Below are 14,002 nucleotides of genomic sequence, written 5' to 3'. Positions count from 1 at the left end.
TATGAAAAAGCTTGAATCACGAGAAGATATTGAAGACCTAGTCAATAAATTTTACAGCAAAGTCGTTAAAGATGAAACCATAAGCTTTTTCTTTAATGATATCGCTAAAGTAGATTGGGACAAACATCTTCCCAAGATGTATTCTTTTTGGGAGTCTATCCTTTTTGGACAAATGACGTATAAAGGAAATCCAATGGGTGTACATTTCCCTATCAATGAAATACAGGCAATGGAGCAGAAGCATTTTGACAGATGGCTTTTGCTTTGGCGTACGACTATTGAAGAAAATTTTGTTGGAGAAAACGCAGATATGGCAATCTACAAATCCGAAAACATAGCCAAACTCATGGCTTTTAAAATGGAGCTGGCGAGAAGGCTATAATGTGGTACAGGGGATCAGAAAGCGTGATATGAGGCACGAAACCCAAGATTTATTTCAAATAATAAATTTGCTTTTTTAAGGAACAATTACTGTAAAGATATAGGCTGCGAGATTCACCAGTAGAACAGTTCCGTACAGAACATTTGTTTTTCCACGGCTTAATGAAAGCATTACGATAAATACGGATAAAGAAAGCAGGATAATATCCTTTTTGTCTAACCCTAATACCAGTGGAATATCATACATGATACATACTGCAGAAACAGCAGGAATAGTCAGGCCGATACTTGCCAATGCAGAACCCAGCGCAAGATTCAAGCTGGATTGTATTTGATTGGCTCTTGCTGCTCTAATTGCGGCAACTCCTTCAGGAAGAAGTACAACGGCTGCAATAATGACTCCAACAAGGGATTTTGGTGCTCCAAGACTTTGTACCATCCCTTCTATTGTATCAGATAATCCTTTTGCCATGAGTACTACAATAACAAGGCAAACCACCAAAAAACCAAAACTGATAAGCGTTTTTGTCAGTGACGGAATATAATGTTCTTCCGGATGCTCATCAGGAACAATGAAATAGCTTCTGTGGCGCACAGTCTGCACCATCAGGAACACTCCGTAGATGACAAGACATGCAATAGATATAAAAATAAGCTGTGCTTCGTTATAGAAAGGTCCGTTGACACTTGAAGTAAAATTGGGAAGGACAAGGGTAAGTACCAGGATTGAAACAATACTTACCAGATAGGTAGTTGCTGAGGTTCTTGCAAAGAATTGCTCATGATATTTAACGCCGCCTACAAGAATACATATTCCCAGAATTCCGTTAAGAATAAGCATTACAGCGGCAAAAACCGTATCTCTGGCCAGCGTGATCGCCTGATCTCCGCCGGCCACCATCAGCGAGATGATAAGCGCGACTTCAATAATGGTGATACAAAGAGCCAGAATAATGGTTCCGAAAGGCTCCCCTACTTTATGAGCTACTACTTCAGCATGGTGTACTGCTGACAATACACTTCCGATCAGTAAAACACCCGCAAGAATATCATAAAGAACACCCGATCCCATCAGTCCGAAAAAGTAGTACCCTACCGCAAGGAGAGGAAAAATATAGGTATAATGTAAGAATTCTTTAGGTTTCATAAGTGACTACAAAATACAAAAAATCTATGAAATTTTCAATATCAAAAGAAAATATTAATAATATTTTAATAAGGCCAGAAGTTAAAGTCCTGATAATCTGTGAACATATGAAACAACAGCCCAATTCCTATAATTCTGATATTTCCTTTAAAAAACAGCAGCAAAAAATACACCGCAATGGCATAATATGAATGTAAGAAGTGAAAACCTATACTTTCCCGCGATGGATCAAAAATCGGATTGGCAAAAAGATGGTCCAAATCTACCAGTATTGTAGCCAAGAGAATAAAATAAGCCTTTTTCCAGTTTTTACGATAAAAAATCAAAGCAATAAAGATCGGAAAAACAAGATGCAAAAAATAATGAGTAAAGGTTTTAAGTAATGCGATATCTGATGGAGCCATTAATAGATAATTTTATTCGGTTTTATGCTTACCACCGTAAAATTAAGGGTAATTCTCCGTTTTTTGCTTTTATTTTCACCCAATAATCCTTTGACCTATTCCCATACAACACATAATCTATATCTGAAATGATTCTTTTTTCAGTATTACCAAGCGTTTTCAAAGAAGAATACAATAAAGCATTGTTTCTGATGAAAATATAATTTTCTTGTAAACGTGGTGATAATGTTATTGGTTTTCGGCTTGATTTTATGACAACATCATCATTATTTTGACTGATTTTATTGGGTTGGAAAGGAATTGCGGTAAATTGATTTTCACTGTTGACCCACTTTTTAGATTTGAAATACTTCCATGTTTTTTGGGGATCATCACTTTTAATATCAAGCGTATAATTCGGTTGGGTAATTTTTTGAAAGGTCTTTTTTTCAACTTCATTGAAATTGTCATCATACTCATAGCTGATAATTGTATCATTGACCTGTTCAAGATCCGCTATTGCTTTAAAGTAAATAGCCCGTGAGGAATCAGCGATACTTTTATTGAAGAAACGGCTAAAATTTCTGATGTTTACTTTGTCTAATTCTAACTCCAGAAAGTGATTCCCGTTCTGAAGTTTGGAGGCGACAGCGTTAAGAATTTCAGGATTTGAATTGTTTTTTATTTCAATTTCATTATCATGCAATTCAATAGAAAAGTTTTGAATTTTCTTTCCTGAGATGAAAGAAATGCTCCCGGCCGTATTATGGATAAACTGATCTGCATCCAAAACAGGATTTGAAGAAGTCTTAAGAATATTTTTCTGAATCTTTTCAAAAGCCAGATCCGAAGTCCCTGCAACACAATGGTCTCCATTGATCATAATAAATAGCTGATCCTTCTGAAAACGATTATTCCCTTTATCTACAAAGTTTTGTTTCTTTAAAAAGGTGATGAATTTTTGAGAATCTTTCAGTTCTAAAATACTGTACCATTCTGAGAACTTTGTGTCTTTAAGATGGAAGATCTGTAGAAAATCCGGAATTCTGATTCCTGAGTCTTTCAAAGAACCTGAACTCTTGCCCTTGGCTTTGCTTCCGGACCAATGGGAAGGATGCGTTGCCAGGCTGAAGAGGTATTGTCCCGTTACTTTCTTTATATCAATTAAAACTACGGCATCTGCATTTTCAGGAATATATCTGAGGTTCTTATTTTTATAAAAAACCACAAAATATACTGCAATAGCCAGCAATAAAACTAACGGGACAATAATCTTCTTTTTATACATCTATAAAATTTGTGGTTTCTCTTCTGTTTCTTTTGTTTTAAAAACCTGATCGAATACATCAAAGAAATACATCAAGCTGTTTTCTGAAGAATCTTTAATATTATAATTCATTTCTGTCTGGATACTTTCTCCTTTCACTTCTGTCTTATAATACATTTCACCTACATTTTTTCTGATCGCGTCCAGCGCTTTTCTCTCTTTAGGACTTTTGAACTCTTTGTCTAAACCTGTCAAAAGTTTTTGGATATCCAATCTTCCTGATAATGGATATTTAGCCGAATCTTTCGCCCATTTTCTGGAAATATCAGACTGATTTACGGGTAAAATATTGTCCGCCGAGCTCATCAGATAAACAACACCATCTTTTACCGTGAAGAACAACTGATCTATATATCCTCCGTTCTTTTCTTCTTTAAAGGTGTAAAGATTTCCTTTTTTTGAGAATCTCTTAGCCAATTTTTTATTGGTAGTCATTACATCAAAAATACGGTTCCAATAGCCTTCATTCTCCGTTGCAAAAGCAAAAGTAAAGTTAGGAACAGCGATATCTTTAGTCTTCTTTACTTCTTTTTCGTTGAAATCAGCATCATATTCATAATCGGTGTACTCTACTTTTTTAGATTTCAGTTCATTCAAAACAAAGATTCCGTTTCCTGGTGCTATTTTGGTAATGGCCTCTTCATCCAGAACAATTTTCATCGTTTCCATAATCAGCTCCATTTCCTTTTTGTACTCGTTTTCTCCGGAATCCTGAAGCAGGCTGTACATCATATCAAAACATTTGGCTCCATTCACGTTCATAGCATAGTAACCAACACTTTTTTCATTGATCAATTCCAGTAGTTTTTTATTTTTCTTTCCTTTATAAATAGCAGAAATATTCTTTTGAATGTCAGCATTTTTGTGCTGATAATTATTAACGAGTCTTACCTTATCTTTATCAAAATACAGATTGTAAGAATAGTTGGAGTTATACATATTTTTAAAGAACTGCCCATAGCTGTAGAACTTCGTCATCTTGCCATAAATTCCTTCATTCACGATTCTTCCATAGTCTGTATAAACAAAAACATCAGAATTGGCATCTCTGAATGCCAGCATTTCTTTAGGAACTTCAATTTCCAGATTTGAGCTGAAGTATTGGTCAAAATGATCTTCAGCATTCTTTTTAATGACCTTAAAGTTTTCTCTGCGGATAGAATCCTGTTCTTTTTTGTAAGCAATATCCTCTTCTTCATCGTAAGCATAGGCATCAGCAGGCACTTCCCCTTCATTTTCAGTACTCTCCTTCTCTTCAGGATATTTATGGTGTTTCTGCAGGTATTTGATATCTTTCTGAATTCTTGCGATCTCGTTGTTGTTATCTTTAATACTTTCCTTCAGATACTTAATATCGTCTTTAAGGGTTTTAATTTCTTCTTTATAATCAAAAGGTTTTTCCGGCTCATCAGTATAAGCAGTATCTCCCGTTTCTGCGTAAACGCTGTCAACGGCAACAGCAGTGCTGTCTGTAACAGCTTCTTCTGACCAAAGATCTTTATAAGGTTTGGTATAGCTTATCATCCTAAGAACTGCACGGTTTCCGTTCCAGGCAACAAAAACATCATCATTGATGTCTACGTAAGAATAGTTCTTTTTATTAGAAACCTCCTGTCCTTTTTTCTTGACAGAATTAATAAATTCCTGAAATTTCTCCTTATTATCAATAATAAAATGAGTATTGTATGCCCTAATAGAATCATTAAAGCTTGCATAATGGTATTGAACAGCATCATATTTGATCCCGGTCTTGGAATAATCTGTCCACGAAAGGTTTTCTTTGTTCTTTTTGCTCAATTCGTGCAGCAAAGGATTCAGTTTATTCCAGTTGATTTTGTTGTTAAGCTCTTTCCCGTTGACTTCCATATAAAATACAGCATCAGTAGGGATTTTCATACTATTTTGGGCAAAAACCAGTGTAAAACCAAAGAGTACAAAAATAATTTTTTGTGTTTTTAATAAGATAGATTTCATGACTATAGTTTAGAAATTTATTGAAAAAGAATTGTGTTTTGTATTTGTTTTTTCTGAAGAATCAGATCCAGAATATCAGCTTCCAGTTTGAGTGCTTTTTTATTGGGAGAAAGCACATACGTATTATTCGTTTGTGATTTCACTGTACTTTCGAACTGCATAATGGAAGTATATCTGGCATTGTTAAAAACTTCCTTATCCGCCTTGCTCATTTTGTTGTAATCTTCTTTGAAGGTATTGACCTTATTTCTTGCGAATGTCTTTTTCTCAAGATTTTGACTGTACACTTGTGTTGGAACCATTTTACCCAATATATTCTGAGCTTTAAGTTTTTCCAGACCGGTATTAATGTTTTCAATCTTTTTGAAATTACAGCTCAGTTTGACAATATAATTATCAAAATCCATGGATGTTTTCACGTTGCTGATTCCGGGAGTTCCTTTAAAAATTTTTGCTGCTTCATTGATTTTATTTTCAATGTCAGTCTTTTTAGGAACCTTTTTCCCGTTAATGGTTTCCATTTTTGAGATGGATGCCAGTCTTGTCTTGCTTTTGCTGGCATTCAAAATAATTGTATACTCTCCCGTTCCATCAGCCTTGACATTTACTTTATCAAGAATATCGAAACAGCTTGTCAAGAGTAACAAAGGAATATATAGAAGAAATAATCTGAGAAAATTTTTCATGATTGGGTTTAAAGGCACAAAATTACTCAATTCTGACCTTAAATCCTTACAATCTTTAATTTTTTGAGCATAAATAGCTGTTTTCCGGTACTTTTTCAGGACAGGAAACTACACTACTATTGATTTTATTCTTTTTTAAATACGCCCTTTCAGATAATCCTGGCGAAGATCTTCATCCAGCTTTTCAATAGCATACCGAAGACAGGTTCTCGGCATTTCTCTGTAATACAAATTCAGATAGCTGATCAATTCTCCTTCATTCTTATTTCCCATTTCGCGTAACAGCCATCCGTTTGCTTTATGCATCAGATCGTGAGGATGCTTCAGGTTTCTGGTTACGAACTCCTTAGTAAGATCAAATGATCCTTTTTTTATATAATGCATCGTCCCGACAACAGCCACTCTTTTGCGCCACATTTCTTCAGATTCAGAAAGTTCCCTAAGAAGGCTTTCTTTCTGATTTTCAAAAGCATATCTGCCCAAAATCTTATAACAGCTTGAATCTACCAGATCCCAATTGTTGACATGAGAAAGATGATTAAGATAAAACGCAACCACTTCTTCTTTCACAGCTTTATCTTTTGTTTTTTCAAACTTTGAAATCAGCATAAAAAGCGCTGTCAGCCTATGTTCATGGTATTTGGAAGAAATTAATATACTGAGTTCTTCCAAATTTATTTTCGGATAATATTCTTTGGCAACAGAACGCTGATCCGGAACTTTTACGCCCAGAAATAAATCGCCTTCACCGTATTCTCCTTTTCCGGTTTTGAAAAACTTTGGAAAGAATTCTGCTTTTTCAGGAATGGATAGAACAGCCAGTGCTTCCTGTATTTCTTTAACAATGCTCATAGTATAAGCGTTTTTAAGCTTTTTCTTCTAAGGCAATATTCTCCTGTTCTTCCTCTTCTTTTGCAATCTTATTGGGGTTGGCTACCTTGGCAATGGTAAGCCCCTGAACGATGATCGAGAAGACTACTACACAGTACGTAATACTTAAAATAATCTCACTGTATTCACTTTTAGGAATAGACATTGCCAACGCAATGGAAACTCCACCCCTGATTCCTCCCCAAACCAGAACTTTTACGGTCTGCGGGCTGAAACTTCTTCTTAAAGAGGTAAACTTCGTAGGCCCCCAGATAGAAATAAATCTTGCAAGCAGCACTACGATAATTGCCAGGAATCCAGGAATCATAAAATGCTTCAGATCTTTTATCATCAAGAGTTCAAATCCGATGAACAGGAATAATACGGCATTCAGAATTTCATCAATCAGTTCCCAGAATTTGATCAGATAATCCTGAGTAACCGATTTCATTTTGAAACTTCTGTTGAAGTTCCCCATAAACAATCCAGCTGCCACCATAGTCAGCGGCCCTGAGATATGCATTTGTCTAGCAATAAGATAACCTCCCATCACTATAGAAAGCGTTACTAATACAGAAATAATATAATCATCCACTTCACGCATCAATCTTGAAGTAACCCATCCTAACAGAACTCCAAGTAAAAGACCACCTCCGGCTTCCTTAAGCAAAAGCAATCCGATAGTTTCAACACCCAGATCCACTTCTTTCCCGACTGCCAGCTGTAAAATCACTGTAAAGACCACAACCGCCATACCGTCATTGAAGAGAGATTCTCCGGCTACTTTTGTTTCCAATGATTTTGAGACATTCGCCTGTTTCAGTACACTCAGAACCGCTACCGGATCGGTAGGTGAAATCAGAGCACCAAAAACAAGACAGTAGATAAAAGGAAGCTTAACACCTACATAAGGAAGCAGATAAAACATTCCAAATCCTACCACAAAGGTAGAAATCACAACTCCCACTGTGGAAAATATCACTACAGGTCTGAACTGTTCTTTCAGATCATTAATATTAATATGAATTCCTCCTGCAAAGAGTAGGAAATTAAGCATTGCTCCCATCAACACCTCTGTAAAGTCGATACCGTTCATAAGGTTGTGAAGATGTCCGAAAGTTCTCGGAAGTACTGTTTCTCCAAACATTACCAAAAAAATAGACACCACAATGGCGATCACCATAATTCCGATGGTACTTGGAAGTTTTAAAAACCTGTAATTGAGATATGCAAATATTGATGCTAATACGATTAATGCTGAAAATGAATAATATAATTCCACTAAGTGTTTTTTATTTTATGATTAATTGGTGAGTTCCAAATAGAGTATTTTTATATAGAGCTGCTGCCCTTCTTTTTCCCAAACATCAAACATGCCATCCTTAGCAGGTTTTGAGCTTCTTGTATAATCCTTTCCTATATTCAGAATATTCAGCAGAATATATTCATCTCCTACAGAATTGACGATATAGGCTGTTTTTTCCGATTTTCCGTCTCCTGAAACTTTTATTCCTTCCGTAAGCGAACGAAACTGATTCAGATGATGCATAAAATTGCTGCCATCCTTCACAGAATCATATGCTCTGAGAAGGATCAGCAAAACATCCAGGTTCGTAGGATCTTTATCATACAAGGCCTTTCCCTGCTTGATACAGTCTGCAAAATTGTTCTGCTTAAAGGCTTCAGCAAGATTTTTAAAGCTATCGTCTGACGTACTTACTTTATCTTTTCTGAAATTTCTTCCATAGTAAAGATATTGTGACTCTATGCTATCCAAAGATTTTGGATATCCTTTATATTTAAAAATAAGCTTCTCGTAATTATAAGGAGAATCAGAATTTTTGAGACTTTTCTCAACAGCTTTTAAATCAAGTTTTGATTTCTGGCTGAAACCAAAAACCGAAAACATGATGAATAAAAGGAAAAAGTGATATTTCATTAATTGTTGCTTTCTTCTTCCTCGTCGTTATCGAAATATTCGAAAAGGAAATCGTTGTAAGGAAATCTGGAAATATGGATTTTCATCACCTCATCGTAAATCATTTTCTTCATTTCCGGAAAGTTTTCCTTCGTTAAAGCAGAAATGAATACCGTTGGATATTTTGATTTCCCCATCCATGTTTTCTTCCACTCTTCCAGCGAAATATTTTTACGGGTTGAAGGGGTAAGATCGTCTTCATCCTTTTTCTCATAGCTGAAATCGTCAATCTTATTGAAAATCATAATCATTGGTTTCTGATGAGCATTGATTTCCATCAGAATATGATTTACAGATTCTATATGATCCTCAAAACTCTCGTGCGAAATATCCACTACATGAATCAAAAGATCAGCTTCACGAACCTCATCCAGAGTAGACTTGAATGATTCTACCAGCTGAGTAGGTAATTTTCTGATAAATCCTACCGTATCCGTAAGCAGGAATGGTAAGTTTCCGATCACCACTTTTCTTACTGTGGTATCCAGCGTGGCAAATAGTTTATTTTCTGCAAAAACCTCAGATTTTGAAATAGAATTCATCAAAGTAGATTTTCCAACGTTGGTATATCCTACCAAAGCTGCGCGAACTACTTTCCCACGGTTATTACGCTGAGTCGCCATCTGCTTGTCGATTGTCTTCAGTTTTTCTTTCAGCAAAGTAATTCTGTCACGGATAATACGACGGTCAGTCTCAATTTCCGTTTCTCCGGGACCTCTCATTCCAATTCCCCCTTTTTGACGCTCAAGGTGAGTCCACATTCTCGTCAATCGTGGCAAAAGATATTGATATTGTGCTAGTTCCACCTGAGTTCTCGCATAAGAAGTCTGAGCTCTCTGGGCAAAAATATCAAGAATAAGATTGGTACGGTCCAAAATCTTAACCTCCATGTCTCTTTCCAGATTTTTAAGCTGTGAAGGAGAAAGTTCGTCATCGAAAATTACAGTTCCTATCTCGTTTTCTTTTACATATTCTTTTATCTCAATTGCTTTTCCACTTCCGATAAAGGTTTTGGAATCCGGCTGAGTCAGTTTTTGGGTAAAACGCTTTTGTACGGTTGCTCCGGCTGTGAAAGCTAAAAACTCAAGTTCATCTAAATACTCTGTCAGTTTTTCTTCGTCTTGATTTTGGGTAATAACACCCACTAAGACCGCTTTCTCATAGTTATGTTCTTTCTTTTCTAACATTAAGTTCTATCTATGTTTATGATTTTTACAAGTTAATATTTTTCAGAAAAAAAACAAAATCAATTTTTATTTAATAACATATTTTAATATAAATTTAAGTTTGCCAGTAAAAGTTTTATAAAAAATCAATAACTTTATGTAATAATTTTCTGATTTTTAAATATTTAAATCAAAAACTAATCTCCGGAATATCATGATTACCCATATTAGATGTATGATTATTGATGATGATGAACTGGACAGACTGGTTCTTCAGCATTATATCAGACAATATCAAAACATTGAAATTGTCGCCTCTTTTGATTCTGCAGAAAAGGCAATTCCCTATCTTGACATTCCTGCTGATCTTCTGATTATCGAGACTAATTTGCGGGGTATGAACGGACTTGAATTCCGGAGGCTGGCCCATAAGATCCCTGCCTGTATTTTTGTAAGTTCCCATCCTGAGCTGGCTGCCGGAGCTTTTGAGATCAGTACTTTAGATTTTATCACCAAACCCCTTACCGCAGAACGCTTTCATTATTCTATGGAGAAGCTTTTTGATTTTTTTGAAGTGAAAGAAAAATGTGAATGCTATGATGCTATGGTAGGAGAAAACTGCATCAAAATAAAAGAAGGAGGACATATTTTTCAGATTAAAATGAAAAACATTCTGTATCTGGAAGCTCTGAAAGATTACACCAGAATTATCACTCTTGAAAAAAATCACTGTATTTTAAATTCTCTGGGAAACCTCCTGCAAAAAAACTTTTTTGATTCTTTTGTCAGAATTCACAGAAGCTACGCGGTACCACGTCACCTTATCCGTGGAAAAAGCTGTCATGAGATAGAACTTGCCCATCATATCAAACTTCCTATCGGCAGAACTTATAAGGATAATCTTTCTTTTTTTCATCCTTAAAAAAAGCCCAACAAACATTCCATCATAATTCACAAAACGCCATTGGTCGATTATTTCTGTCGTTGGTCTATTTTCCTGTCATTTGATTAAGATCGGTGGTAATTTAGTCTTCCCAAATTCCCCCAGAAAAAACACATCTATTAATCACCAAAACTGTTATCCATGGAAAGAATATCTATTTATTGTATTATTCTGTCTGTCTTTTCCATCTCCATACTGCACGCACAATCTGCAGTTTTGGCAACCGGACTGGATGCTTCAGCAGCTAATGGTTTTGTTTCTTACAGTGTAGGCCAGATGACCTACCTCGAAAAAGGAACAGGACAGGTTTTCGAAGGCGTACAACAGCCTTACGAAATCATCACTCTTACTTCCCTTGAAACCTCTTCTGAACTCACAGGCATTTTGCTCTACCCCAATCCTTTCAGAGATTATTTGTATTTGGATTTTACCTCAAATAATTTTAAAGGATCAGAGTATCAGTTATTTGATGCCCAAGGTAAGCTGGTAAAAAAAGATAAGATCTCACAATCAAAATCTGAGCTTAATTTCTCCTCACTTCCTTCTGCAATGTATATCATCAGGATCACTCAAAACGGAGAAAATATTAAAACATTTAAAATCATCAAAAAATAAAATGCCATGAAAAAAATATTATTACTGTTCTGGATCCTGACCGGTTTCTTTATGGGACTTTCTCAGGCTCCGGAAAAAATGAGCTACCAAGCTGTCATGAGAAACGGTTCCGGACAACTCTTAGTCAATCAAGGTATAGCCGTGAAAGCAAGTATATTGCAGGGATCTCCTGCCGGCGCCGCAGTCTATTCAGAAAGGCTCACCGGAAATACCAATGCCAATGGGCTTATCAGCCTTGAAATAGGAACAGGAACTGTGCTTACAGGAACATTTGCCACTATCGACTGGCCCGCAGGAAGCTATTATTTAAAAACAGAAACTGACCCTGCCGGAGGAACCAGCTACACGATAGTAGGAACGAGCCAGCTACTGAGTGTTCCCTATGCTATGTATGCCAAATCTGCAGGTGGCGGAGGCGGAAGCTTCGCAATTCCCTATACTAATACAGTCAATAATGCCTCAACCTTATTTTCATTAACTAATGATGGTGATGGAACATCTTTAGAGGGTAACAACAATACAACTACGTCAAATATTGCAGCAGTAAGAGGAGTTGTTACCAATACAGCTCCGGGAGGATTTTCTTCAGCAGTTCGTGGTATCAATAACGGAACCGGAGGATTAGGCGTGGGTGTATATGGAAGCCAGGCCGGAAGCGGATGGGGTGTATATGGCGTAACCCCAAATGGACTAGGCGTATATGGTAATGCCAGTGCTGCCGGAACCGGGGTTTATGCCAACAGCAATACAGGAACCGGTCTTACTGCTACCAGTAATAACGGAATCCCTGCAAGTGTTTCAATCTTCAATAATGCGAATAATAATGTTGCTCTTAATGCATCCAGCGTAGGGAATGGTACAGTTGTAAATGTTACGACCTCAGGAAATGGAGCCGGAGTAAGAAGTTCTACCGGAGCAGGATTTGGGGTACACGGTTCCACCTCATCCCAATCTTCTGCAGGTATTGTTGGTGACAACACCGCAGCTGGTGAAGCAGTAGTGGGCAGAACTACCAGTGATATTGCCGGAGCTGTAGTAGGACGTAATGACGGAGGAGGATATGGAGTAAGAGGATTTGTGGCTACCAATACATCCGGAACCGGAATAGGTGTTTATGGGCAGGTAGGTTTAAATAACAGTACTGGCCGTGCCGGAAGATTTGAAAATTTTAACCAAACGAATACTACAGGAAATACTTTCGAGGTAGAAACCAATGGAAATGGAAACATTCCGGACAACACCCAGGGAAATGCAGCCTCTTTTCTGGTTGACAACACCAATAGTGTTGGTGCTGCAGTAAGAGGGGAAGTAAACACGATTTTCGGAAACTTTGGTGCCGCCGCTATTTTTGGAATTTCTTCCGGTACGGGAGGACGTGCCGGCTTATTTTATGCATCAAACCCTGCAGGAAACGGAGCTTCATTAATTGCCCTTACCGACGGGAACGGAAATGCGATCACCGCCAATGCAGGCAAAGACGGAAACGGAATTGAAACCAACATTGATGGCGCTGGAAATGCTCTCTATGCATGGGTTCCTACATTTGCTACCGGAAGAGCCGGAAGGTTTAACATCTTCAATGAGAATAATACCAGCGATGTTATAACCGTAACCACTGTAGGAAACGGTATTGCAGGAAATTTTAAAGTAGACCGAACCACAGGAACTTCAGCGGCAGTGAGAGGAGAAGTTAACTCTCAATTTGCCAATTTCGGAACAGCGGGTATCTATGGGATATCTTCAGGAACCGGAGGTTTCGGCGGATTATTCCATGCTTCCAATCCTGCAGGAAACGGACCCGCTTTAATTGCCATTGCAGATGGTAATGGTAACGGTATAACAGCTAATGCATCCAACACAGGGGATGGTGTAGAAACCACAGCAGACGGCACAGGAAGTGCTATTTATGCATGGATTCCTAATTTTGGAACAGGCCGCGCCGCAAGGTTCGTTAATTATAACACCTCCAATACCAATCCTCCTCTTACAGCAGAAACCCGAAGTGCCGGTTCTATTGCTGTATTCAGATCCGGCAATCCCAGTGCTGTAAATGTGGCTCGTATTGACAATACCGGACGTGGATTCTTTAATGGAGGAACTCAAAGCAGCGGTGCTGACGTTGCAGAGGTCTTTGATGTCAATGGAAACATTTCTCAGTACGAACCCGGTGATATTCTAGTCATCTCAACCAGTGCAGACAGAACCGTTGAAAAATCTTCAACACCTTATTCTAGCCTTGTGGCAGGAGTATATGCTACCAAACCAGGTGTACTTCTTACGGAGGAACATATTGACACTGATATTTCCAATAAAGCCCCCATGGGCGTCATTGGGGTAATTCCTACCAAAGTATGTCTTGAGAATGGGAAAATAAAAAGAGGAGACCTTTTGGTAACTTCATCTAAAACAGGTGTTGCAATGAAAGCAGATATCAAAAAGGTGAAAATAGGACAGGTAATCGGAAAAGCACTTCAGGATTATGACCAAAAAGAGATTGGAAAAATTCAAGTATTAGTCAACATAAAATAAACC

General features: G+C 37.4%; 13 protein-coding genes. 4 read left to right on the top strand and 9 right to left on the bottom strand.

The features are described from left to right. Window position 1 precedes the first annotated feature (1 nt). Window positions 2-382: a group III truncated hemoglobin gene (locus KYG33_RS15420; RefSeq protein WP_180564925.1), complete on the top strand. Its 381-nt coding sequence runs from the start codon at window positions 2-4 to the stop codon at window positions 380-382. A 75-nt stretch (window positions 383-457) separates the two neighbouring features. On the opposite strand, the gene KYG33_RS15415 is transcribed toward KYG33_RS15420, so the two are convergent. From KYG33_RS15415 to hflX, 9 genes are all read right to left on the bottom strand, one after another. After that, window positions 458-1,528, bottom strand: a complete 1,071-nt coding sequence (locus KYG33_RS15415; protein WP_077413346.1) for a calcium:proton antiporter — start codon at window positions 1,526-1,528, stop codon at window positions 458-460. Between the two features lie 65 nt (window positions 1,529-1,593). Continuing rightward, the gene (locus KYG33_RS15410; protein ID WP_219072028.1) at window positions 1,594-1,932 is read right to left on the bottom strand and encodes a DUF6122 family protein; all 339 of its coding nucleotides are present in this window, start codon (window positions 1,930-1,932) and stop codon (window positions 1,594-1,596) included. Between the two features lie 28 nt (window positions 1,933-1,960). Next, complete coding sequence (locus KYG33_RS15405) at window positions 1,961-3,199, bottom strand: hypothetical protein (protein WP_219072027.1); 1,239 nt, start codon at window positions 3,197-3,199, stop codon at window positions 1,961-1,963. Beyond that, window positions 3,200-5,212 (bottom strand): hypothetical protein, encoded by a 2,013-nt coding sequence (locus KYG33_RS15400; RefSeq protein ID WP_077413343.1) that lies wholly within the window; start codon window positions 5,210-5,212, stop codon window positions 3,200-3,202. It lies immediately after the preceding gene. A 17-nt stretch (window positions 5,213-5,229) separates the two neighbouring features. Further along, the gene (locus KYG33_RS15395) at window positions 5,230-5,898 is read right to left on the bottom strand and encodes a hypothetical protein (protein ID WP_077413342.1); all 669 of its coding nucleotides are present in this window, start codon (window positions 5,896-5,898) and stop codon (window positions 5,230-5,232) included. A 135-nt stretch (window positions 5,899-6,033) separates the two neighbouring features. Next, entirely contained in the window at window positions 6,034-6,750 is a 717-nt protein-coding gene (locus KYG33_RS15390; protein WP_180564922.1) for a DNA alkylation repair protein, read from the bottom strand. 13 nt (window positions 6,751-6,763) lie between these two features. Then, window positions 6,764-8,050 (bottom strand): cation:proton antiporter, encoded by a 1,287-nt coding sequence (locus KYG33_RS15385; RefSeq protein ID WP_077413340.1) that lies wholly within the window; start codon window positions 8,048-8,050, stop codon window positions 6,764-6,766. A gap of 21 nt (window positions 8,051-8,071) precedes the next feature. After that, window positions 8,072-8,707 (bottom strand): DUF4919 domain-containing protein, encoded by a 636-nt coding sequence (locus KYG33_RS15380; RefSeq protein ID WP_077413339.1) that lies wholly within the window; start codon window positions 8,705-8,707, stop codon window positions 8,072-8,074. Further along, the gene (gene hflX, locus KYG33_RS15375) at window positions 8,707-9,933 is read right to left on the bottom strand and encodes a GTPase HflX (RefSeq protein WP_077413338.1); all 1,227 of its coding nucleotides are present in this window, start codon (window positions 9,931-9,933) and stop codon (window positions 8,707-8,709) included. Before hflX ends, KYG33_RS15380 begins: the two co-directional genes overlap by 1 nt. Window positions 9,934-10,126: 193 nt before the next feature. On the opposite strand from hflX, the gene KYG33_RS15370 reads away from it, so the two are divergent. From KYG33_RS15370 to KYG33_RS15360, 3 genes are all read left to right on the top strand, one after another. Then, on the top strand, window positions 10,127-10,834 hold the full coding sequence (locus tag KYG33_RS15370; protein ID WP_257468803.1) for a LytR/AlgR family response regulator transcription factor: 708 nt from the start codon (window positions 10,127-10,129) through the stop codon (window positions 10,832-10,834). Window positions 10,835-10,996: 162 nt separating this feature from the next. Then, window positions 10,997-11,470 carry a T9SS type A sorting domain-containing protein gene (locus KYG33_RS15365; protein ID WP_219072026.1) on the top strand — a complete coding sequence of 158 codons (474 nt, stop codon included), beginning with the start codon at window positions 10,997-10,999 and terminating at the stop codon, window positions 11,468-11,470. 6 nt (window positions 11,471-11,476) lie between these two features. Continuing rightward, a complete protein-coding gene (locus KYG33_RS15360; protein ID WP_077413336.1) occupies window positions 11,477-13,999 on the top strand; it encodes a beta strand repeat-containing protein in 2,523 nt (840 codons plus the stop codon). Window positions 14,000-14,002 lie beyond the last annotated feature (3 nt).

Source organism: Chryseobacterium sp. D764 (assembly GCF_019317325.1).
In the GTDB taxonomy this organism is placed as follows: Bacteria; Bacteroidota; Bacteroidia; order Flavobacteriales; family Weeksellaceae; genus Chryseobacterium.
This window is presented reverse-complemented; position numbering and strand designations above follow the sequence as displayed.

Excerpts from the sequence above, each read along its gene's own strand:
- hflX (WP_077413338.1), bottom strand. The coding sequence starts at position 9,933 with ATGTTAGAAAAGAAAGAACATAACTATGAGAAAGCGGTCTTAGTGGGT.
- KYG33_RS15370 (WP_257468803.1), top strand. The coding sequence starts at position 10,127 with ATGATTACCCATATTAGATGTATGATTATTGATGATGATGAACTGGAC.
- KYG33_RS15420 (WP_180564925.1), top strand. The coding sequence starts at position 2 with ATGAAAAAGCTTGAATCACGAGAAGATATTGAAGACCTAGTCAATAAA.
- KYG33_RS15390 (WP_180564922.1), bottom strand. The coding sequence starts at position 6,750 with ATGAGCATTGTTAAAGAAATACAGGAAGCACTGGCTGTTCTATCCATT.
- KYG33_RS15365 (WP_219072026.1), top strand. The coding sequence starts at position 10,997 with ATGGAAAGAATATCTATTTATTGTATTATTCTGTCTGTCTTTTCCATC.
- KYG33_RS15380 (WP_077413339.1), bottom strand. The coding sequence starts at position 8,707 with ATGAAATATCACTTTTTCCTTTTATTCATCATGTTTTCGGTTTTTGGT.
- KYG33_RS15395 (WP_077413342.1), bottom strand. The coding sequence starts at position 5,898 with ATGAAAAATTTTCTCAGATTATTTCTTCTATATATTCCTTTGTTACTC.
- KYG33_RS15405 (WP_219072027.1), bottom strand. The coding sequence starts at position 3,199 with ATGTATAAAAAGAAGATTATTGTCCCGTTAGTTTTATTGCTGGCTATT.
- KYG33_RS15360 (WP_077413336.1), top strand. The coding sequence starts at position 11,477 with ATGAAAAAAATATTATTACTGTTCTGGATCCTGACCGGTTTCTTTATG.
- KYG33_RS15400 (WP_077413343.1), bottom strand. The coding sequence starts at position 5,212 with ATGAAATCTATCTTATTAAAAACACAAAAAATTATTTTTGTACTCTTT.
- KYG33_RS15410 (WP_219072028.1), bottom strand. The coding sequence starts at position 1,932 with ATGGCTCCATCAGATATCGCATTACTTAAAACCTTTACTCATTATTTT.
- KYG33_RS15415 (WP_077413346.1), bottom strand. The coding sequence starts at position 1,528 with ATGAAACCTAAAGAATTCTTACATTATACCTATATTTTTCCTCTCCTT.